Source organism: Bacillus sp. FSL H8-0516 (assembly GCF_038635285.1).
GTDB classification, from domain to species: Bacteria; Bacillota; Bacilli; order Bacillales; family Bacillaceae; genus Bacillus; species Bacillus safensis.
Genome location: NZ_CP152051.1, coordinates 1025367 through 1047796 on the forward strand (window position 1 = coordinate 1025367; position 22430 = coordinate 1047796).

Below are 22430 nucleotides of genomic sequence, written 5' to 3' on the forward strand. Positions count from 1 at the left end.
CCATCCTATCACAAATTTGAAGCATTTGGACAAAAAATTTGAATCGTTCAAAATATCTTACTATTAGGAGATGGAAGCAATGAAAAGGGGCAAAAATAAGAAAAACCTCATCTGTTAAGATGAGGTACAGATTGTTGACAAAGGGCTAAAATGATCTTTATTTTAGCCCTTTGTCTTCTTTTCAGCGTGAAAGAAAACCTTTGAATTCTAGGAAGCTCGAGCACTGGAGCGGAGCGAATTTGACATTCGTGAGCACCAGCGCGCAGAGCTGACAACGAATGCGAGGGTTTGTCTACACGCTGAACCTCACCTGTTAAGATGAGGTAAGCCGCGTGTGGATGGCAGAAGAAATGTCTTTTAAATCCTCTGACGTGTATTGATCTTGATGTGATTTCCATACGGCACCAAAGCCATCGCCTTTTCCGTAGCGCGGAATGATATGCATATGGTAATGGAACACGGATTGTCCGGCTTTTTCACCGTTGTTGTTCAAGAGGTTTAACCCGATTGGTTCAAATTCCTGTTTGATCGCCCTTGCAATTTTCGGAATCGCTTGGAAGTAGTGGTTAGACACTTCTGGTGTCATCTCATAGATGTTTTCTTTATGTATTTTCGGGATTACAAGGGTATGTCCTTTTGTTACTTGGCTGATATCAAGAAAAGCCAATACATGCTCGTCTTCATATACTTTTGCACATGGAATGTCTCCATCAATGATCTTGCAAAAAATGCAGTCGCTCACGCCATGTCACTCCTCATTATTTTTCCTTTATCGTATCACAAAAAGAAGCAAAAAAGAAAACAGGACAAGCGAACTCCTTTGGTCGCTCATCCTGCTCCTGCAGAAGAAATGCTGATGCTTTCATTCGAATGCCTTTTGAATTCTCTATTTACTGAAATAAAGAATTCATATGCCTGCTATTTCTGCCGTAAACACCTCATTTGACGTTTTGGTTTGTCGTATACATATTGTATAGGACACAAAAATCAAGAATCAGTGAAGCAAAACAGAAGCTAAGGTTTTTAGATGAAAAACCAACTTGTCATGCGGTTCTTTGCCTTTAACAAACACCTCATTTACTTATTGGTCATCAAGTTCATTTCTTCTACATACATTATGATGACCAAAGCGCCTATTTTTTATTCAGACTCGTCTATAGGTAAACATTTCAAATTATCATTCGTTTTTGTTACTATAAAGGAAAAAAGAAAGAAAGGAACGAATTCATGTCCCTTCTCACTGTAAAAGATGTAACGGGTGGATATACGAAGAATCCCGTTCTAAAAAATATTTCATTTGAATTAGAAAGAAATCAAATCGTCGGTCTCATTGGCTTAAACGGGGCGGGGAAAAGTACAACCATACGCCATATTATCGGGCTCATGAAACCGCATAAAGGTGTCATTGAATTGAATGGACGAACCCTTCAAGACGACCAAGAGGCGTATCGTTCACAATTTACGTTTATTCCTGAAACACCTGTTTTATATGAAGAATTAACGTTAAAAGAGCATTTAGAGCTGACCGCGATGGCTTACGGTCTATCAAAGGAACAATTAGACGAACGGCTGCCATCATTGCTGAAAGAATTTCGAATGGAGAAACGGCTGAAATGGTTCCCTGCTCATTTTTCAAAAGGAATGAAGCAGAAGGTCATGATTATGTGTGCATTCCTTGTGGAACCAGAGCTGTATATCATCGATGAACCGTTTTTAGGGCTTGATCCTCTTGCGATCAATGCACTGCTTGAACGGATGAATGCTGCGAAGAAAAGCGGCGCTAGTGTCCTGATGTCAACGCATATTTTGGCGACAGCTGAACGCTATTGTGATTCCTTCATTATTTTGCACGAAGGGGAAATCAGAGCGAAAGGAACACTGACAGAGCTGAGAGAACAGTTCAATATGAGAGATGCGACACTCGATGATCTTTATTTGGAATTAACAAAGGAAGAAAGCTATGAGTAAAACAACGCTTACTATTTGGAAATCAAGATTAGAGGAACACGTACAAGAAACAAGAAAATACTTAAAATACATGTTCAACGATCATCTTGTCATTGTGCTCATTTTTTTCCTTGCAGGCGGAGCAAGCTGGTACAGCAGCTGGCTCAAACATATTCCGGCTCACTTCCCATCCTACTGGGTGATGGCAGTTGTTTTCTCATTAGTACTTACAAGCTCATACGTACGTACGTTGATTAAAGAAGCCGATCTCGTGTTTTTGCTTCCTTTGGAAGGGAAGATGGAGCCTTACTTAAAACAAGCGTTTAACTTTAGCTTCATTTCTCAGCTGTTTCCTCTCATTGCTGTATCCATTGTCGCACTTCCGCTTTATTCGGCGGTGTCTTCAGGAGGCATCACGGAGTATGTGCTGATATTGGCGCAAATGATCTTAATAAAGGGCCTGAATACAGCCATTCAATGGAGAATGACTTATTTTCAAGGAAAACACGTGAGATGGCTCGATGCAGCCCTTCGTTTTCTATTAAATATGATGCTGATCTACACCGTCTTACAGGCAGCCTATGCGATTGCAATCGTTTTTTATCTTATCTATGGTGTCTATCTTGTCTACTTAACAAATGCAGTGAAAAAACAGCCTTTTCAATGGGAAATGCATATTTCTGATGAATTAAAACGGAAGCAGCGCTTTTATCGTTTGGCAAACTTATTTACAGATGTGCCTCACTTAAAGAAACAGGTGAAAAGAAGAGCATACATGGACTGGATGTTGAAGTTTGTTCCTTATGATCAGCGTAAAACTTTTTCTTATATGTATGTGAGGGCGTTTGTACGCTCAAATGACTATTTTGGTCTGGTGTTTAGATTAACGGCCGTGTTTGTCCTGATTATTTTGTATACAGGTGCAGCAGGCTGGGTGGGTGCGCTGCTTGTCTTGTTCACGGTATTTATCACAGGTGTACAGCTTGTGCCGTTAACGAAGCATTTTGCTCATCTTTCATTACAGGCACTTTATCCAGTTTCTCAAAAGGAAAAGGATCGAAGCTTTTTTGTTCTCGTCCGTAATGTGCTCATCATCCAATCGATATTGCTGAGCTGTGCGGTACTTCCAGCAGGGGGCTGGCAGGGAAGCGGACTTGCCCTTCTCATTTCTGTTGCGTTTGTGCTTGTCCTCTTTAAGCCTTACGTACAAAGCAGGTTAAAAAAGATGAGATAAGTGGAGATTACAGCGAGCGTATGATGACATCAAGGAGGGGACTGGATGAATGCAGCTGAACGGGAGTTGTATGAAGAAGCCATTCTTTTTCAAACACGTTTTTTAAGAAAACCTTCAAAGATCGAACGGTTTTCAAAAGGAGTTCAGCAGCAGGTGAACCGCCGAATTCCTGCCAGGTTTCATCAAGTCATCACAAGTGCAGTCAAAACAATGGTTGAATCCACCGTATCAGGATCACACTTTACTTCATTTTCAGTGATTGATGAACAATTATCTATTGTAGAACGAAATGAACTGGCAAAGGATAAAGTGAAGTATTACCAAAAGGCGGCTGCTATCGAAGGGGTTGGAACAGGTGCAGGCGGTTTATTCCTCGGAATGGCAGACTTTCCGCTGCTGCTGAGCATAAAGATGAAATGCCTTTATGAGCTGGCGTGTATTTATGGCTTTGATTTATCTCAAAAGGAGGAAAGGCTCTTTTTGCTCTGTATATTTCAGCTCGCCTTTTCCAGCAGTGCCCATCGTCAAAAAATGATGAAGATCATAGATGATTGGGAAACGAGCCGCGAGGAAATGGATTGGTACAGCTTTCAGCAGGAGTATCGAGATTACATTGATCTTGTAAAGCTGTTTCAATTAATGCCGGTCGTCGGAGCCGCTGTTGGCGGGGTGGCAAATCATCAGCTGACAGGACAGCTCGGAGAGGTTGCACGCCATGTGTTTCACTTGCGAATATTGAAAGAAATGAAATAGAAAAACCGCTGATAACAGCAGCTTTAGATTGTTGACAAAGGGCTAAAATAATCTTTATTTTAGCCCTTTGTCTTCTTTTCAGCACAGCGTGATAGAAAACCTTTGCAGTCTAGGAAGGACGAGCAGCGGAGCGGAGCGAATTTGGCATTCGTGAGCAGCGGAGCGCAGACCTGACACCGAATGCGAGGGTTTGTCTACACGCTGAAACCGCTGATGACAGCGGCTTTTCTTTATTCATTGTAGGAAAGAACGGCGTTAGCGAGAACCTTTGCTGCGATAGGCATTGCTTTTTCGTTGATATCAAACTTTGGATGATGATGTGGATACACGTCCTGGCTGTTTTCGGGCATGGCGCCTGTGTAGAAGAAGGTACCAGGGACATGCTGAAGGTAGTAAGCAAAGTCTTCTCCGCCCATTTGGGTTTCCGCTTCTTTTACTTCTGTGACACCTTCTGTCTGGTTTGCGATGCCAGCAATATATTCAGTCGGCTTTGGATGGTTTTTGACAGCTGGGTATCCTCTTACGTATTCATATGTGTAGGCAGCATCATGCATCTGGCATACCCCTTTTACCACCTGTTCAATTTCTCGTTCGATGATATGCCGTGCACTTTCTTCAAAGGATCGTGCAGTACCCGTTAAAACAGCTGAATCTGCAATAACGTTAAAGGCATTCTCCGCTACAAAACCTCCAACAGAAACAACAGCAGAATCAATTGGATTGACTTTACGTGCAACGACTTGCTGCAGGTTTGCGACGATTTGTGAACCGATGAGTACGGCATCTTTGGTTAAATGAGGCTGGGCGCCGTGTCCGCCTTTCCCTTGGACTTGAATGGAGAAACGATCGGCCGCTGCCATAAAGTTCCCGCTTTTATAAAGAATCGTGCCACAAGGCTCTGAAGACCAAAGGTGCGTACCAAATATCACATCGACCCCGTCTAAACAGCCGTCTTCAATCATTGGTTTTGCACCGCCGGGAGCATATTCCTCGGCATGCTGATGAATGAGGACGATCTTTCCTTTTAATTGATCACGATGCGTATGCAAGACTTTTGCTAATACAAGAAGTGTCGCAGTATGCCCATCGTGACCGCACGCATGCATCACACCAGGCTTTGTTGATTTGTAAGGTACATCTTTTTCATCGTGGATGGGAAGTGCATCAAAATCAGCTCTGAGGGCAATGGTTGGTCCCGGAGAAGCTCCTTCAATAAAAGCGAGTACGCCATGACCGCCCACCTTGGTACGCGTAGGTATTTGTAATGTATCATAGTAGCTGGCGATGAAAGCGGCTGTTTCTTCTTCCTGAAAAGAAAGTTCAGGATTCATATGGAGATGGCGTCTAATTTCAACCATTTCCTCATAATGTTCATCAAGACGTTCATTGATGCTTTTTTGTAAAGTGGATATTGTCATTGAATCGAAAACCTCCTTCATGCTCTTTTACTGATTGTATGGTAATTGTTAGAATCTTTCAACAGAAGAGGATTTCGTGGTCAGTATCAAAAGGTCATTTTACATAAAAGTCGAAGTTGATATGAAGTAGGGAAAGGGAGGAGTAGCGTTGGGAAGCTGTCCAAATTGTTCAAAAACATTTTCTTTCGTCGAAAAATTTCATTTATCACATACGAAAATGATGATGTGTCCAAGCTGCCGGCATCAAATCAAAGAAACATTTGTCTCAAAAATGAGTTTTTTCATGGTCTGCTTGATTCCACTATTGGTGCTGCTGATTCAATTGAAAGGTGCTTCACCTATGTTGAAGTGGCCGGTCTTATTAGGTTGGATATTGCTAAATTTCTATGTGCTTCAGCCGATCATTCATCGGTACGAGCTGAAATCAAGTTCATAAAATGAAGAGCCCAGGCGACTGGGCTTTTTTTGATGAAAAAAAGAAGTGCTGAGAGCAGCACTTCCTTAATTGTCTGTGACGGCATGGTAGGATGTGAGGTAAGCTGGACGAGAGAAAATGGAGCCTGTATCCTCGTGTGGCTGAAAGAATGCTTCTGATTCTTGAAAGTCTTGAAATAAGTCCTCTGATTCCCAAAGTGTCAAAATCAAATAAACTTCTTCATCTTTTTTAGGTCTTAAAACGCGAATAGCCTGAAAGCCGCGCTGATGCTCTGAGATGTTCGTCTTTTTCTGAAAGGTGGATTCAAACAGTGCTCTGCTTTCAAGCTTAACAGGGATATGATTCAAGGTGACGAAACCAGATTGGACAAGCTCGCCTTTCGCATAAATCACATCATAGGCATGAGGGGCTTTAAATACAGTCTCACCCTCCGTTTCATGAAAAAGAGCTGCTTGTTCTTTTCCGACCATATAAAGCAGATTTTCCAGATGGTGTTTCTTTGCGATTTTATGCAAAAAATCTGCTGTTCCATATGTAATATAAAAATTCATCTAAACCGCCTCCTGCTTGATAGTATAACAAAAGAATGATATATAATTCTTTGGCAGTAAATCCATAAAACATATTATGAAGCAATACATCCCATACTATCCGTATAAAGGAATGAGGTGACCTAATTTGAAGAAAAAGAAGATAATCATTCCATTAGTCATTGCAGGAAGTACAATCGTACTCTCATTCATTGGCTATCTGACGATTTTATTTTTAGGACATTATGTCATAGATGAAAAGAAGCTTGTTTTTCACGCTTCCTCCAAAATCATTGATCAGAATGGAAAAGAACTCACAAGCATGTATTCAGAAAATCGGGACCCTGTGTCATTAAAAGAGGTGCCTGATAAAGTAGCAAAAGCTTTTGTGGCTGTCGAGGACAAGCGTTTTTATGAGCATCACGGAATTGATGCACAGTCTATTTCAAGGGCGGTTTATCGAGATATATTAGCAGGAGGGAAGGTAGAGGGCGGCAGTACAATTACCCAGCAGCTCGCAAAAAATATTTTTCTCACAAATGATAAAACCTTTCTTCGAAAAACGAAAGAAGTCATTATTGCCATTAATTTAGAGAGAGATTATTCAAAGGATAAGCTGCTAGAGATGTATTTGAATCAGCTTTACTTTGGCCATGGTGTTTATGGTATTCAGGCAGCAGCCAATTATTATTTTAGTAAGGATGTGAAAGATTTAACGGTCAGCGAAGGTGCCACACTCGCTGCGATGCCAAAGGCACCATCTTCTTACTCGCCTGTTTTACACCCTGATAAAAATAAACAGAGGCGGGACACCATCCTGAATTTAATGAACGAACAAGGATATTTGTCTTCAACAGAAACAGTAGAAGCAAAAGGGAGAACACTAGGCATTCATTTAAAAAAGAAATCAGAAACGCCTTGGGTGGACAGCTATGTTGATCTCATTATTAAAGAAGCAGAATCAGAGTATGCCATTTCGCATGAACAATTGCTTCAAGGCGGCTATACCATTACAGTTCCGATTGATATGAATCTGCAAAAAACCGCTTATGATGCGATGAAGAACAACCGTTATTTCCCGGGAAAAAGCGGTTCTCCGGAAGGCAGCGCCGTATTCATTGATAACGAGTCTGGTGGAGTGAAAGCAGCCATCGGGGGACGAGAATATCAGGCAAGAGGCTACAACAGGGTGACAGCTGTTAGGCAGCCGGGATCTGTTTTTAAGCCGATCGCAGTCTACGGCCCGGCAATGCAGGAGAAAAAATTCAGACCTTATTCACTGCTTGAAGACAAAGAAAAAAGCTATGACGGCTATTCACCTAAGAATTACGATGGGCAGTATGAAGACAGGGTCACAATGGTGGAAGCCCTCATGAAAAGTAAAAATACCGCTGCTGTGTGGACATTAAGCCAGCTGGGCATTGATACGTCGAAATCATATCTCGAGAAAATGGGGATAGATATCTCGGATAAAGGCTTAGCTATTGCACTTGGCGGTTTAGAAAAAGGAGTTTCTCCATTACAGATCGCTGGAGCCCTTCATACTTTTGCAAATGAAGGTGTATATAAAAAGCCTTTCTTTATTCAAAAAATCACCAATGATGAAGGAGAAACTGTAGAAAAGAATCGTAGTCAGCAAGAACGAGTATTTAGTGTGCAGAATGCTTGGAATATGACAAGAATGCTCCAGCAAGTCGTCAAGGGCGGAACAGCCCAGAGCGGTTCATACGCTGGAGATTTAGCAGGTAAGACAGGTACGACCACATATTCAGGTGTGAAAGGTGCAACAAAGGATGCTTGGTTTGCCGGCTATACGCCTAGTACAACGGGTGCAATTTGGATGGGGTATGACAAAACAGATAACAGCCACTATTTAACTGGAGGCAGTCAATACCCTGTGCAGCTGTTTAAAGATATTTTAACAGCAGCTCAAATCACCAATGAAACGTTTGAAAAACCAGAGGGGATTAAAGAGCTCGAGTCGCCCATCCATTTAGAGGGATTATCAGGATTTGAAGCTCGCTATGCGTTTAAAATCAAAGGCTTGTTTACATTAGAGCTGTCTTGGGACAATCAGGAGGATAAACGCATTGAATACCGCATCTATGAAAAGAGAAATGGAAGCGAGACGCTGATCGACACAGTGACAGGCGTGGACAGCTATACAATGCCGTATGCCAATGTATTTTCAAATGCAGAGTATAAGGTTGTTCCATATAATACCCAAACGCAAGAAGAAGGAGAAGGCAGTCCATATGTCAAGCCAGAGGCTTTTGGACGTTAATATTCGGCGATTTTTTGAACATTGAGCCGCTTTAGTATACCGTGCCTTGAAAAAACGGTATAGTAAAAGCAGGTTTGAGCCTTGTACAAAAAGAGAGTATAAGGCGAAAGGTGGAATGAAAGGTAATGGGAAAAACGAAGGTTTTTAATGACACGTTCTTAAAGGCGTGTAAAGGGGAAAAAACAGACCATGTACCAGTGTGGTATATGAGACAGGCAGGACGCTCACAGCCTGAATATCGTGCCCTTAAAGAAAAATACGGGCTATTTGAAATTACGCATCAGCCAGAGTTATGTGCTTATGTAACAAGACTTCCTGTAGAACAATATGGTGTAGATGCCGCTATTTTATATAAAGATATTATGACCCCGCTTCCGGCTATTGGAGTGGACGTAGAAATTAAAAATGGAATTGGACCTGTGATTGATGCACCGATTCGATCTAAAGCAGATATTGAACGTCTTGGGGAACTTCATCCTGAAGAAGACCTGCCATATGTGCTTGATACCATTCAGCTTTTAACGAAGGAGCAGCTGAATGTTCCGCTTATCGGTTTTGCTGGCGCACCATTTACGATGGCAAGCTATATGATTGAAGGCGGTCCATCTAAAAATTATCATAAAACAAAGGCGCTGATGTACAGTGATCCTGAGGCGTGGATGCTGCTCATGAACAAGTTAGCTGATATGACGATCACGTACATACGTGCGCAGGTAAAAGCCGGGGTCAGCGCATTTCAAATTTTCGACTCATGGGTTGGCGCTTTAAATGCAGCAGATTACCGGACATTCATTAAGCCTGTCATGCAGCGAATTTTCACAGAGCTGAAGTCTGAAAACGTCCCAATGATCATGTATGGAGTTGGTGCAAGCCATTTAGCGAAAGATTGGCATGACCTGCCGCTTGATGTGGTTGGACTAGATTGGCGTATGAGTGTAGACGAAGCAAGAAAAGAAGGGCTCACAAAAACGTTACAGGGGAACCTTGATCCAACTATCTTACTTGCTCCTTGGGAAGTCATTGAAGAGAGAGCAAAAGATATTTTAGATCAAGGAATGAAATCAGATCACTTTATCTTTAACTTAGGTCATGGGGTATTTCCAGATGTTTCACCAGATACGTTAAAGAAGCTGACAGATTTTATTCACGATTATTCAGCGAAACATAAAAAATCATCCATCTAAACTATTTCAAATGATCTGAAGGAGTGTTGGTTGTGGAGAAAAAGAAAATGGGACTTCTTGTCATGGCATATGGCACCCCATATAAAGAAGAAGATATTGAGCGTTATTATACACATATCCGCAGAGGCAGAAAGCCGGAGCCAGAGATGCTGCAAGATTTGAAGGATCGCTACAAGGCAATCGGCGGTATTTCTCCTTTATCAAAAATTACTGAACAGCAGGCAAATGGTTTGTGTGATCATTTGAACGACATCCAAGACGACATTGAATTTCATGTCTACATTGGCTTAAAGCATATTGAGCCGTTCATTGAGGATGCAGTTGCAGAGATGCACAAGGACGGCATCACAGAAGCAGTGAGTATTGTTCTTGCGCCGCATTTTTCAACCTTTAGCGTGAAATCGTATAACAAGCGTGCACAAGATGAGGCAGACAAGCTTGGCAATCTGAAGATGACGTCTGTGGAAAGCTGGTACGATGAGCCGAAGTTTGTGGACTATTGGGTGAAACAAGTGAAGGATACGTATGCATCAATGAGTGAAGAGGAAAGAGAATCAGCCGTACTCATTGTGTCTGCACACAGCCTTCCTGAAAAGATTATTGCTGCAGGAGATCCATATCCTGATCAGCTCGCACAATCTGCCAAAATGATTGCAGAAGGTGCAGGAATTGAACATTATGAAATTGGCTGGCAAAGCGAAGGCAACACGCCTGATCCATGGCTTGGACCAGACGTTCAAGACTTAACACGGGACCTATTCGAACAAAAAGGCTATAAAACGTTCGTATATGTGCCTGTTGGGTTTGTCGCTGACCATCTTGAAGTGTTATACGACAACGATTATGAATGTAAAGTCGTGACAGATGAAATCGGTGCAGCCTACTATCGACCAGAAATGCCAAATGCGAAACCAGCATTTATTGATGCCCTCGCAACTGTCGTATTAAAGAAGCTTGACGAAAGCAAGTAATTATATAAAAGAAGGCGATCCTATGCATGACAATCAAAAACACCTTGTCATCATTGGCGGTGGCATCACTGGTTTAGCCGCCGCCTTCTATTTGGAAAAGGAAGTCGAAGAAAAAGGTCTTCCCATTCAAATATCTCTTATTGAAGCGAGCCCTAGGCTAGGTGGAAAAATCCAAACATTATATAAAGACGGCTACATCATTGAACGTGGACCTGATTCATTTTTAGAAAGAAAGGTCAGTGGACCACAGCTGGCGAAGGATGTGGGTCTCACAGATCAGCTCGTCAATAATGAAACAGGGCAGGCGTATGTACTAGTCAATGAAACCCTTCACCCGATGCCAAAAGGCGCTGTCATGGGTATTCCAACTCAAATCAGCCCATTCATCACAACCGGTCTTTTTTCAGTTGCAGGAAAAGCGAGAGCCGCAATGGATTTCGTCTTGCCAAAAAGCAAGGAAACAGAAGATCAGTCGCTCGGTGAATTTTTTAGAAGACGTGTCGGTGATGAAGTAGTTGAGAATTTAATCGAACCTCTTCTATCAGGCATTTATGCAGGTGACATTGACCGTCTCAGCTTAATGTCCACCTTCCCGCAGTTTTATCAAACAGAACAAAAGCATCGCAGTTTGATTCTTGGGATGAAAAAATCACAGCAGCATGCGAAAGCGCAGCAAGTGACAGCGAAAAAACAAGGGCAGTTCCAAACGATCAATCAAGGACTTCAAGCGCTTGTTGAAGCAGTAGAAAGCAAGCTCAAACTGACAACGATTTATAAAGGGACAAAAGTGAAGCAGATTGAAAAAACAGATGGGGGCTACGGTGTGCAGTTAGACAGCGGTCAAACGCTTTTTGCTGATTCAGCCATTGTGACAACTCCGCATCAATCGATCTATTCCATGTTTCCAAAAGAAGCGGGGCTTGAGTACTTGCATGATATGACATCTACTTCTGTTGCAACGGTTGCACTCGGTTTTAAAGAAGAGGATGTTCATAATGAATATGACGGCACTGGTTTTGTCATCTCAAGAAACAGTGATTTCTCTATTACAGCCTGTACGTGGACGAACAAAAAATGGCCGCATACAGCTCCTAAAGGAAAAACGCTATTGCGTGCGTATGTAGGGAAGGCTGGCGACGAATCAATTGTCGAGCAGTCAGACCATCAAATCGTCAGCATTGTGCTGGAAGATTTGAAGAAAATCATGGATATTAAAGCAGATCCAGAACTGACGACAGTGACTCGCTGGAAGACGAGCATGCCGCAATATCACGTCGGTCATCAAAAAGCCATTTCGAACATGCGAGAAACGTTTAAGCAATCATATCCTGGTGTTTATATCACAGGTGCTGCTTTTGAAGGTGTCGGAATCCCTGATTGTATTGATCAAGGAAAAGCTGCCATTTCAGAGGCTGTATCCTATCTATTTTCATAAAACAAACTCCCTTTTCTATCAAGGAAAGGGAGTTTTTCATGTTCGAATAATTCAAAAAGAGTTGTGAATCATAAAACTGAACAAAGTTGTTGCATCTGGAGAAAAGGATATGGTATATTACTTTCTGTACTTAATGACCAAAACGTTCAAATAGTCATTTTGGGAGTGAGATCATGAGTGTTGATAGGAGACAAATGATTTTAGACGGGGCTACGAAGGCATTTACTCAATTCGGGTATAAAGCCACCACAATGGACCTTGTGGCGAAGCTTGCCAACGTCGGAAAAGGAACCATTTATACCTTTTTCAAAAACAAAGAAGAGCTGTTCGATGAAATTTTTACATCCCTTTTAATGGAGATGAGGAAAATTGCGGATGAAGCAATGGATGAGGAGAAAAGTTTCTCTGAAAACCTTCATTTAGCACTCTTTGCAATATTGGAATTTCGAAAAAACCACCAGCTCACAATCAAAATTTTTCAGGAAAATGCGGAGCTTGGCACGTCAGCGGTCAAGGAAATGATTGAGAAGATGGAGCAAATGATCATTCGCTATATTAAAACGAAAGTAAAAGAAGCGATTGATAAAGGCGATATTAAGCCATGTGATCCTGAATTGACTGCATTTGTGATGGTGAAACTATATATTGCACTTATTTTTGATTGGGAAAAGCGATATGAGCCTTTAACAAAAGAAGAGGTGGCCGAGTCGCTGGAGCTTTATGTACTCAAAGGACTTTTAGCCGCAACATAATTTTTTTTAAGTTCAAATGACCAAATTCTAAATTTAGTCATTCATCTATGGGAGGAAAACAGCAATGAATTTAATTCGGAATCAATGGAAAGACATTGTGACGAGCAAAAAACTACTGATCCCGATTTTCGCTGTCTTATTTATTCCGCTGATTTACAGCGGCGTATTTTTAAAAGCGTACTGGGATCCATATGGTACAGTTGATCAATTGCCTGTAGCGGTTGTCAACTTGGACGAAGGCAGTCATTATGACGGAAAAACACTGCATGTCGGCGATGATTTAGTGAAGGAATTAAAGAAAAATGATAATTTCAAATGGAACTTTGTCGATAGTGAAGAAAAAGCCTTGAAGGGATTAAATAACGAGGATTATTATCTCGTCGTGGAAATACCAAAGGATTTCTCGAAAAATGCAAGTACAGTCCTTGATAAACATCCGAAAAAATCGAATCTGAAATATTATACGAATCCAGGCGCCAACTATGCGGCGTCACAAATTGCGAATAATGCCATTATCAAATTAAAAGATTCGGTTTCAAAGGAAGTCACAAAAAATTACGCAGAGGTCATTTTTGATAACTTCAAAACGATTGCAAAAGGCTTAGATCAAGCAAGCGATGGTGCGAAGAAAATTGATGACGGAACAAAAAATGCAAAAGATGGAAGTAACAAGTTAAAAGAAAATCTAGCAAAATTGGCTGAGGGAACGTTAACCTATAGCGAAGGTGTTCATCAGTTTGCTGGTAAAATGGGTGAACTGAACACAGGGATACAATCTCTTGACAGCGGTCTTGGCCAGCTCTTAACAGGCTATCAAACCATCGATCAGAAATTTGGAGAGCTTGGTACAGGGATTGATACATTGACTGAAGGGCTAAACACAAGCCGCGAAGGTCATCAGCAGCTCGCTTCTAAAATGCCGCAATTTACAGCGGGTATTGAGCAGCTAAACAACAAAGCACAATCTTTTTCAGAAAAAATCGAAGCAGTAGAAAAAGTCTTGTCGTCACCAGAATTAGCGAATCTTGAAAAGATGGCGCCTAAACTTGATCAGGTGAAAAAAGACGCAAAAACGTTTAGTACAAAACTGGCTTCATTAAAAGAAGCGTTATCGAATCGAGATGCTAAAGTAAAAAGCATCATCCAAAACAGCTCAATGACAGATGAAGAGAAAAAGGCGGCAATGGATCAGCTTGACAGTCTGCCTAAAATCGAACTGCCTGATCTGTCTGGACTTGAACAAAGCTTAGCGGCCTTGCAGGAACTTCCTGATGCTAGTGAGGTTCAATCTGCGGTTGCTTCTGCAAAAGCTCAGCTGCAGCAAGTCAAACAGCTGCCAAAGAAAACGGAACAGCTGTACACGTCTACAGTCGCGATACAAAATGCGATTGATCAAATGACATCTGGTACGAATAAATTGTATCAAGGTGCACTGAAGCTCCAAACAGGTCAAGGCCAATTACAAGATGGTCTGCAAACAGCAAATGGAAAGCTTGATACAGCGAAAAGCGGTGCAGATAAGCTTGCGAATGGTTCAAGCCAGCTTAGTGCAGCGTTAAATAAGCTGGAAAGTGGTTCAACGAATATCCAAAGCAACACATCTAAGCTTGCTGAAGGTTCAAAATCACTCGATAAAGGATTGGGAGATTTAAAGAGCGGTACAGGTAAGCTGTCTGATAAATTAAAAAGTGCCGCTGATGAAACAGGAGAAATTGATGCGGGTCAAGACAATTACAATATGATTGCGAGTCCCGTGAAAACAGAAAATGATACAGCGAAAAAGATCGATAATTATGGTACAGGGCTCACACCTTATATTTTATCGATGGGACTCTTTGTAGGGGCTCTCATGCTCACTGTTGTATTCCCAATGAAAGACCCTGCTGGACGCCCTAGAAATGCGTTTGAATGGTTTTTCAGTAAATATAGTGTGCTTCTCTTTGTCGGTATCCTGCAAGCAGTTATTGCAAGCTCCATGCTCATCTTTGGGCTTGGTCTTGAGGTGGAAAGCCTCTGGCGCTTCTATCTCTTTGCGATTATCGTCAGTCTGACATTCTTAGCGATCATTCAGCTGCTGGCGACGACTATGGGGAACCCAGGACGCTTCATTGCCGTTATTATCTTGGTTCTTCAGCTCGCAGCAAGTGCTGGTACATTCCCGCTTGAGCTTGTGCCGAAATTCTTTCAAGTCATTCATAGTCTGCTTCCAATGACGTATACCATCAACGGATTTAGAACGATCATTGCAAGCGGTGATGACAGCTATTTATGGCACCAAGCAGCGATCCTTGGAACAGTTGCGATCATCATGATGGCAGCAACAACAGCATACTTTGCTTGGAACGTAAGAAAAATGAAACACGACGAAGCTTAATCTATGAATCCTTTCTCTTTATAGAGGAAGGATTTTTCATTTGAAATTAGACATCTCGAACCTGAAGCGATATATTTTAAGAAGAGATGCTGAAAAAGGCATACATGGAAGGAATTGCTTTCAGACAAAGGAGGAAAATGCCGAATGACAACTGAAGTAAACGAAACCGTTCAGCTGATTCAAAAGCTCGTATCAATCCCAAGTCCATCAGGCAATACAGAAAAAGTGATCGGCTTTGTTGAGCGTTTTTTACAAGATTTGAATATTGAGACAAAACGAAATCGAAAAGGCGGATTAATTGCCACCATCAAAGGGACAGATGACAAAGAACACCGCATGCTGACAGCGCATGTTGATACGCTCGGTGCGATGGTTAAGGAAATTAAATCAAATGGACGGCTTCGCCTTGCACTTATTGGAGGCTTTCAATATAACTCAATTGAAGGCGAATATTGTGAAATTGAAACAGCATCAGGCCATACATACACAGGGACCATTCTTATGCATCAAACATCCGTACACGTCTATGCGGATGCTGGAAAAGCGAAACGAAATCAAGAAAATATGGAGATTCGTCTCGATGAAAAGGTGAAAAATGCAGACGATATCAAAGCACTTGGCATTCAAGTAGGGGACTTTATTTCATTTGATCCGAGAGTGGAAGTGACGTCTTCAGGGTTTATTAAATCAAGACATCTTGATGATAAGGCAAGTGTTGCGCTGCTTTTGCGTCTCATCCACCGGATTCAAAAGGAAAAGATCACATTGCCGCATACGACGCATTTCTTAATTTCCAATAATGAAGAGATTGGCTACGGCGGCAACTCGAATATTCCAGAAGAAACAGTGGAATATCTAGCTGTAGATATGGGTGCGATCGGTGACGGTCAATCAACAGATGAATATAGTGTATCGATTTGTGTAAAGGATTCGAGCGGCCCTTATCACTATGGATTACGCAAGCATTTAGCTGCATTAGCAGAAGAGAACAACATTGATTACCGCCTTGATATTTACCCTTATTATGGCTCTGATGCATCAGCAGCCATTAGAGCAGGGCATGATATTATTCATGGACTGATTGGTCCTGGTATAGACTCCTCGCATGCTTTTGAAAGAACACATGAAGATTCACTTATCCATACAGCGGATCTCCTTTACTACTATGTTCAATCACCATTAATCACAGCATAAAAAAAGAACCCCTGATAGATGGGGTTCTTTTTGATTAGCTTGAAAGCTGTGTTGGCTCAGGTGCCTCTTGTCCAGTCATCACACGATGTCCTTTTTCAGGGTCATACTGCCCTTCCCATTTAGACATGACAACAGCTGCAAGTGCATTTCCTGTTAAGTTTACAACTGTCCGCGCCATATCCATGATACGGTCCACACCTGCAATAAATGCAAGACCTTCAGCAGGTACACCGATCGTTCCTAATGTCGCGAGTAATACAACAAATGAAGTACCAGGAACGGCAGCCATTCCTTTAGATGTAACCATCAGCACAAGAACTAGTGTAAGCTGCTGGACGATCGTAAGGTCAATGCCATATACCTGTGCAAGGAAAAGTGCAGCAATGGCTTGATACAAGACGGAGCCGTCCAGATTAAATGTATAACCGATTGGGATAACGAACGAAACAATGCCTTTTGGACATCCGATGCGCTCCATTTTATCCATGACTCTTGGTAAAACTGTTTCAGAGCTGGATGTACTAAAGGCAAGAAGCATTTCGTCTTTCATGTAAGCAAGAAATCTGAAAATATTGACGCCAATCATCTTTCCGATAATTCCGAATACAACGATAAGGAAGAGAGCGAGCGCAAAATAAACAAGACCTACAAGCTTACCTAATGAAATAAGAGATTCAAGACCAAATTTTGATACGGTCACACCAATGAGTGCAAATACACCAAATGGTGCAGCTTTCATCACAACATTGACGACATGGAACATGGCATGTGATACACCCTCGAAGAAGGCGAGCACTGGTTTACCGCGTTCCCCAATCGCTGAAACGCCAAGTGCAAATAGCACAGTGAAGAAAATAATCGCAAGCAAATCACCTTCCGCCAATGATTGGAAGAAGTTCGTTGGAACGATATGAAGGAACGTATCAGCAACTGATTTGCTGCTTTGCTCTTTTTCCGTTTCAACATACTGGCTAATATCTTGTTTTTCTGCATGTCCAAAGTCAACGCCTGCACCAGGTTGTACAAAGTTTGCAAGGACAAGACCAAGGACAATCGCAAATGTTGTGATAATTTCAAAATAAAGAATGGTTCTAAAACCTAGTTTCCCTACTTTTTTACCATCACCCGCACCTGCAACACCTAAAATTAAGCTGGATACGACAATTGGTATGACAATCATCTTGATGAGTCTTAAGAAGAAGTCTCCAATTGGTTTTAAGTATGTCTCGACACCTGGGTTACCGAAAAAGATTGCCCCAACAACGACACCGAGAATAAGACCGATTAGGATTTGAGTAGCCAATCCAAATTTTAATTTTTTCATAGATTTCCTCCCTAACATATTCATTAAAGGAATATTCCCATCATATTAAGTTTTAATATATGAATTAAAGTATAACTAAAATTAAAGAGGTTCGTCCACGATAAAATTATATTAAGAAAATACAAAATTGTTAGAAAAAATAGACATTTAGAACCCTCTTCATTGCTTTTAGTCAATAAAAAGTGTCTTCAGAACTAAAACTCATCATATGAAAATACTAAAAAACCCTTTTGTGACAGGGGTTTTACCTTTTTACCTATTTTTCAGAAAAAATAAAAAGCACTTTTGACTCCAACTGACGAAGGAGGAAAAAAGTGCTTTTTTATTCAATTTATTTCCTTATTTAAGATAACTTACTTGTGAGCATTCCTCACATTCATTACCATAACACTCGTGCTGTTCCATTAAATCATTTCCACATTTTGTGCATTTTTTTGAGGGCAAATTTCTAAAAAACTCTGTGATTTTTCCTAGCATTTGTCATCCTCCTATACGTTTTGTTGCTATTATTGTATTATAACAGATTAATAATTGTCAATCTGTTTTGTAACAATAGGCAGGAAGAATGCTTTTTTCATGAAAAATGGGTATATTGTAAGAAGGGGATTTTTAGAAAAGGAGGGAAAAATGACGATGAAATTAACCATAATTGGATGCTATGGAGGGTTTCCGGCAGCTGGTGAAGCGACATCAGGCTACCTTTTTGAATCAAATGGCTTTCGTCTTCTTGTAGACTGCGGAAGCGGTGTTCTTTCAAAGCTTCAGCAATACATTGATATAGAAGAACTAGATGCTGTTCTCCTTTCTCATTATCACCACGATCATATTGCAGATATCGGACCACTCCAATATGCGAAGCTAGTGGGATATCATTTAGGAAAAAGCAGCGGCCCGCTTCCGATCTATGGACATACTGGTGATCAAGAAGCATTTGGACGGCTTTCTGATGATGTACATACAAAGGCAAAGCCTTATCAGCCGGAAGAAGGGATTCAACTCGGACCCTTTCAAATTGATTTTTTGAAAACGGTTCATCCAGCAGAATGCTATGCGATGAGAATTCAGGCAGAAGATGCTGTGGTCGTGTATACAGCAGACTCAAGCTATCAGGAGGCATTTATTCCATTTAGCAAGGGGGCAGATCTGCTCATTGCCGAAAGCAATTTTTACGCTGGACAAGATGGATCAGGTGCTGGACATATGAACAGTACGGAAGTAGGAAAGATTGCAAAGGAAGCAAATGTTGGGGAACTCATCATCACCCATCTGCCCCATTTTGGTCGTCATAAAGACCTAGTCAATGAAGCACAGGCGTTATATACTGGCAGTATACAGCTTGCCCATTCAGGGCTTAGATGGAACAAGGAAGGAAGATAGAGATGCTGTTTATCGATAACGAACAACATTATGATCCAATGATTAATTTGGCAATTGAAGAATATTGCTTAAAATATTTAGATCCAGAAGAAACATATTTGCTGTTTTACATCAATCAGCCGTCGATCATTATCGGAAAGAACCAAAATACAATAGAAGAAATCAACACAAAGTATGTGGAAGACAACGGAATCAAAGTCGTGCGCCGCTTATCCGGCGGTGGTGCAGTTTACCATGACAAAGGGAACTTAAACTTCAGCTTTATCACAAAAGATGATGGAGACAGCTTCCATAACTTTAAAAAGTTCACAGAGCCAGTCATCAAAGCGCTTGAAAAGCTGGGCGTTAAAGCTGAATTGAGCGGCAGAAATGACATCATGGCAGATGGACGCAAAATTTCTGGAAATGCCCAGTTCGCAACAAGAGGACGTATTTTCAGCCATGGCACACTTCTATTTGATTCAGAAATTGAACATGTCGTTTCGGCTTTAAATGTGAAAAAAGAAAAAATTGAATCAAAAGGCATCAAATCGATTAGAAGCAGGGTTGCCAATATTAGTGAACTGATGGATCAAAAAATGACAACAGAAGAATTTAGAAAAATTCTTTTAAGCTACATTTTTGATACAAATGGGGACGTGCCTCAATATCGCCTGACTGAAAAGGATTGGGAAAAGATTCACGAAATTTCTAGAGATCGCTATCAAAAATGGGAATGGAACTACGGCCGTTCACCGAAATTTAATTTGCAGCATTCTAAGAGATTCCCTGCAGGCTCCATTGATTTGCGATTAGAAGTGAAAAAAGGGATGATCCAGGATTGCAAAATCTTTGGTGATTTCTTTGGCGTAGGGGATATTGCCGATATTGAGAAGCGGCTCATCGGACAGCAATATGATCGTAAAACGATCAGTGATGTCTTAGAAGATATGGATATGCGCCACTATTTCGGCAACGTATCAAAAGAGGATTTTCTTGATTTGATTTATTAATTGCGGGAAAGCACGGCTAGAGATAGCAGTGCTTTTTTGATTGAAGGAAATGAAAGCGATTTACATTTGATCTTGTGGATTTTTTCGATTGTCTATTATAATAGAAAGGAGGAATGTTCGGCCATAAAATGAATGGTCATTCATTCATTGATGACATGTAAGGGGTGGGAGAATGGATTTGATCAAAAATCTTCAGCAGACGGCGATGACGAAGGGAGAAAATATCGCACTGATCTTTGAAGGAAAGAAGTGGACCTATCGAGAGCTGATGACAAGTATCGAGCGTTTTGCAGATGGATTAGTCAACGAAGGGTTTCAAGCCGGGGATCATATCGCGCTTATTTTAGGAAATTCACCGCATTTTGTCATTTCTTTTTTTGGCGCATTAAAGGCAGGGCTTGTCGTTGTACCTATTAACCCAACGTATACACCTAGTGAAATTGGATATATGCTCATCACAGGCGATGTGAAAGGTATTGTGGCGCCTGAACAGCTTCTGCCAGTTTACGAGCAGGTGTATGAGCAGCTTCCGTCCATTGAAAGAGTCATTATTTGTGCAGAAAATGAATCGGCGTGCAGATCAAGCTTCAAGGAAGTATCTGATCGACTTGTTTTCTTTGGAAAACTTGTGTCAGGTGCTGCGAATGAAAACGTACATCCTTCCATTCAGCCAGATGATACTGCTGTTATTTTATTTACATCTGGCACGACAGGAAAACCAAAAGGTGCCATGCTGACTCATTTCAACCTTTATTCAAATGCCAGAGATGTCGCTGAGTATTTATCGATTGATAAAGAGGACAAGGTTATTGCCGCTTTGCCAATGTTCCATGTATTTTGTTTAACAGTCTGTATGAATGCGCCGTTGATTCATGGTGCGACGATTTATGTCTTGCCGCATTTCAGCCCGTCAGAGCTTTTGCGCATGATGGAAAAAGAGAAGCCAACGCTATTTGTTGGAGTGCCCACCATGTATAACTATTTGTACCGCCAGGAGGGGCATGAGGAAGCGATGTCATCCGTGAGGATCTGTATATCAGGTGGTGCCTCAATGCCTGTTGCCTTACTCCATGGCTTTGAGAAAAAATTCGGTGTTACGGTCCTTGAGGGCTATGGGCTATCAGAGGCTTCTCCAGTGACTGCATTCAATCCTCTTGACGGAAAAAGAAAACCAGGTTCTGTCGGGACTGACATTATGAATGTGAAGAATAAAATTGTGAATGAACTAGGAGAAGAAGTCGGTCCAAATGAAGTCGGAGAGCTGATAGCAAAAGGGCCAAACATCATGAAAGGCTATTATCAAATGCCAGAAGATACAGAAGCTGCACTAAGAGACGGCTGGCTGTATACTGGCGATTTGGCGAGAAGAGATGAAGAAGGATATATTTATATTGTCGATCGGAAAAAGGATATGATTCTTGTTGGCGGTTATAATGTTTATCCAAGAGAAGTAGAAGAAGTACTCTATCAACATGAAGCTGTAGCAGAAGCCGTTGTCATCGGTGTGCCAGATCCGAACACGGGAGAGGCAGTCGTCTGTTACATTTCCCCTAAGAAACATGCTCACATCAATCAAGAAGACATCATCACACATTGTTCACGCTATTTAGCAAAATATAAGCAGCCCCAAACGATCCATTTCATAGATGATATTCCTAAAAACACAACAGGTAAAATTTTAAGAAGAGCGCTAAGAGAAAAGTATCAAGCAGAAGAAAGTAAATAAAAAAAGGGAGTCTCTGATGAGGAGACTCCCTTAGCATGTAGACAAATCCTCGCAATTCAAGGTTTTCTTTCAAAGATCATTTTAGCTCTTTTGAATGGCTTCTTTTAACTGTCTCTGAAAAGAATTCGACTGTTTTTGATTCAGTTCATAAAACGTTCCATCAACTAAAAAAACGACCTGTGATCGGTTGGTCCAAAGCTGGAAGGTGGTGCCGTTTGTGCGTCCGAACATCACCTTGGCGATATAATCGGGCTTTTTTAAATTTTTCTTGAGATGATTGCTTGTTTGTTTGCCTTTATTTAATTCTTCAATTAAATCTTCTACTGTGTCCTTATCATCTATTTCATAAGAGATGGATTCATTCGCAGGTGAGAGCAGCAATTTTTCAGCTCGATTCTCATCAAAGATTTCGCTCGTCCGGCTGAACACATAAAAGAAGGTGATTAATAAAAGTCCAAAAATCACAACTCCTGCAAGGATTTTCTTCATTTTGATCCTC

Annotated in this window: 20 protein-coding genes; 14 read left to right on the forward strand and 6 right to left on the reverse strand. The window is 41.2% G+C overall.

What is annotated here, in order from left to right; all coding sequences use genetic code 11:
• Positions 1 to 313: 313 nt before the first annotated feature.
• Positions 314 to 742 (reverse strand): HIT family protein, encoded by a 429-nt coding sequence (locus MHB67_RS04945; RefSeq protein WP_024425457.1) that lies wholly within the window; start codon positions 740 to 742, stop codon positions 314 to 316.
• Between the two features lie 485 nt (positions 743 to 1227).
• On the opposite strand from MHB67_RS04945, the gene MHB67_RS04950 reads away from it, so the two are divergent.
• Genes MHB67_RS04950 through MHB67_RS04960 form a run of 3 tightly spaced genes read left to right on the forward strand, consistent with a single transcriptional unit; the run spans position 1228 to position 3934 of the window.
• Positions 1228 to 1968: an ABC transporter ATP-binding protein gene (locus tag MHB67_RS04950; RefSeq protein WP_034624026.1), complete on the forward strand. Its 741-nt coding sequence runs from the start codon at positions 1228 to 1230 to the stop codon at positions 1966 to 1968.
• Positions 1961 to 3181 carry an ABC transporter permease gene (locus MHB67_RS04955; protein ID WP_342492831.1) on the forward strand — a complete coding sequence of 407 codons (1221 nt, stop codon included), beginning with the start codon at positions 1961 to 1963 and terminating at the stop codon, positions 3179 to 3181. Before MHB67_RS04950 ends, MHB67_RS04955 begins: the two co-directional genes overlap by 8 nt.
• Before the next feature lie 45 nt (positions 3182 to 3226).
• A complete protein-coding gene (locus MHB67_RS04960) occupies positions 3227 to 3934 on the forward strand; it encodes an EcsC family protein (protein ID WP_087975647.1) in 708 nt (235 codons plus the stop codon).
• Positions 3935 to 4164: 230 nt separating this feature from the next.
• On the opposite strand, the gene MHB67_RS04965 is transcribed toward MHB67_RS04960, so the two are convergent.
• Positions 4165 to 5352, reverse strand: coding sequence for a M20 family metallopeptidase (locus MHB67_RS04965; protein WP_024425461.1), 1188 nt, complete (start codon positions 5350 to 5352; stop codon positions 4165 to 4167).
• Between the two features lie 148 nt (positions 5353 to 5500).
• Here MHB67_RS04965 and MHB67_RS04970 point away from each other — a divergent pair, with 148 nt between their 5' ends.
• The gene (locus MHB67_RS04970) at positions 5501 to 5788 is read left to right on the forward strand and encodes a hypothetical protein (protein ID WP_240503415.1); all 288 of its coding nucleotides are present in this window, start codon (positions 5501 to 5503) and stop codon (positions 5786 to 5788) included.
• Between the two features lie 65 nt (positions 5789 to 5853).
• On the opposite strand, the gene MHB67_RS04975 is transcribed toward MHB67_RS04970, so the two are convergent.
• Positions 5854 to 6339, reverse strand: a complete 486-nt coding sequence (locus MHB67_RS04975; protein WP_024426559.1) for an antibiotic biosynthesis monooxygenase — start codon at positions 6337 to 6339, stop codon at positions 5854 to 5856.
• Positions 6340 to 6466: 127 nt separating this feature from the next.
• Here MHB67_RS04975 and MHB67_RS04980 point away from each other — a divergent pair, with 127 nt between their 5' ends.
• The 7 genes from MHB67_RS04980 (at position 6467) to MHB67_RS05010 (ending at position 16512) form a co-directional block, all read left to right on the forward strand.
• A complete protein-coding gene (locus tag MHB67_RS04980; RefSeq protein ID WP_034624029.1) occupies positions 6467 to 8602 on the forward strand; it encodes a PBP1A family penicillin-binding protein in 2136 nt (711 codons plus the stop codon).
• 125 nt (positions 8603 to 8727) lie between these two features.
• Positions 8728 to 9786, forward strand: a complete 1059-nt coding sequence (hemE, locus tag MHB67_RS04985; protein ID WP_024425464.1) for a uroporphyrinogen decarboxylase — start codon at positions 8728 to 8730, stop codon at positions 9784 to 9786.
• A gap of 32 nt (positions 9787 to 9818) precedes the next feature.
• On the forward strand, positions 9819 to 10757 hold the full coding sequence (hemH, locus tag MHB67_RS04990; protein WP_024425465.1) for a ferrochelatase: 939 nt from the start codon (positions 9819 to 9821) through the stop codon (positions 10755 to 10757).
• A 22-nt stretch (positions 10758 to 10779) separates the two neighbouring features.
• Positions 10780 to 12192, forward strand: a complete 1413-nt coding sequence (hemY, locus tag MHB67_RS04995) for a protoporphyrinogen oxidase (RefSeq protein WP_073204576.1) — start codon at positions 10780 to 10782, stop codon at positions 12190 to 12192.
• A gap of 173 nt (positions 12193 to 12365) precedes the next feature.
• Positions 12366 to 12944 (forward strand): TetR/AcrR family transcriptional regulator, encoded by a 579-nt coding sequence (locus MHB67_RS05000; RefSeq protein WP_024425467.1) that lies wholly within the window; start codon positions 12366 to 12368, stop codon positions 12942 to 12944.
• Between the two features lie 64 nt (positions 12945 to 13008).
• The gene (locus tag MHB67_RS05005) at positions 13009 to 15318 is read left to right on the forward strand and encodes a YhgE/Pip domain-containing protein (protein WP_342492832.1); all 2310 of its coding nucleotides are present in this window, start codon (positions 13009 to 13011) and stop codon (positions 15316 to 15318) included.
• Between the two features lie 144 nt (positions 15319 to 15462).
• Positions 15463 to 16512: a M42 family metallopeptidase gene (locus tag MHB67_RS05010; RefSeq protein ID WP_025093349.1), complete on the forward strand. Its 1050-nt coding sequence runs from the start codon at positions 15463 to 15465 to the stop codon at positions 16510 to 16512.
• Between the two features lie 34 nt (positions 16513 to 16546).
• Here MHB67_RS05010 and MHB67_RS05015 read toward each other — a convergent pair whose 3' ends face one another.
• Together MHB67_RS05015 and yhfH are read right to left on the reverse strand one after the other, a co-directional pair.
• The gene (locus MHB67_RS05015; RefSeq protein WP_024425470.1) at positions 16547 to 17836 is read right to left on the reverse strand and encodes a cation:dicarboxylase symporter family transporter; all 1290 of its coding nucleotides are present in this window, start codon (positions 17834 to 17836) and stop codon (positions 16547 to 16549) included.
• 339 nt (positions 17837 to 18175) lie between these two features.
• Positions 18176 to 18313, reverse strand: coding sequence for a protein YhfH (gene yhfH / locus MHB67_RS05020; RefSeq protein WP_008359029.1), 138 nt, complete (start codon positions 18311 to 18313; stop codon positions 18176 to 18178).
• Positions 18314 to 18469: 156 nt separating this feature from the next.
• Here yhfH and MHB67_RS05025 point away from each other — a divergent pair, with 156 nt between their 5' ends.
• The 3 genes from MHB67_RS05025 (at position 18470) to MHB67_RS05035 (ending at position 21931) form a co-directional block, all read left to right on the forward strand.
• A complete protein-coding gene (locus tag MHB67_RS05025) occupies positions 18470 to 19213 on the forward strand; it encodes an MBL fold metallo-hydrolase (RefSeq protein ID WP_024426552.1) in 744 nt (247 codons plus the stop codon).
• Positions 19214 to 19215: 2 nt separating this feature from the next.
• A complete protein-coding gene (locus MHB67_RS05030; RefSeq protein ID WP_024425472.1) occupies positions 19216 to 20205 on the forward strand; it encodes a lipoate--protein ligase in 990 nt (329 codons plus the stop codon).
• A gap of 172 nt (positions 20206 to 20377) precedes the next feature.
• Positions 20378 to 21931, forward strand: coding sequence for a fatty acid--CoA ligase family protein (locus MHB67_RS05035; RefSeq protein WP_206533948.1), 1554 nt, complete (start codon positions 20378 to 20380; stop codon positions 21929 to 21931).
• A gap of 81 nt (positions 21932 to 22012) precedes the next feature.
• Here MHB67_RS05035 and MHB67_RS05040 read toward each other — a convergent pair whose 3' ends face one another.
• Positions 22013 to 22420 (reverse strand): hypothetical protein, encoded by a 408-nt coding sequence (locus tag MHB67_RS05040; protein ID WP_024426550.1) that lies wholly within the window; start codon positions 22418 to 22420, stop codon positions 22013 to 22015.
• Between the last annotated feature and the right edge of the window lie 10 nt (positions 22421 to 22430).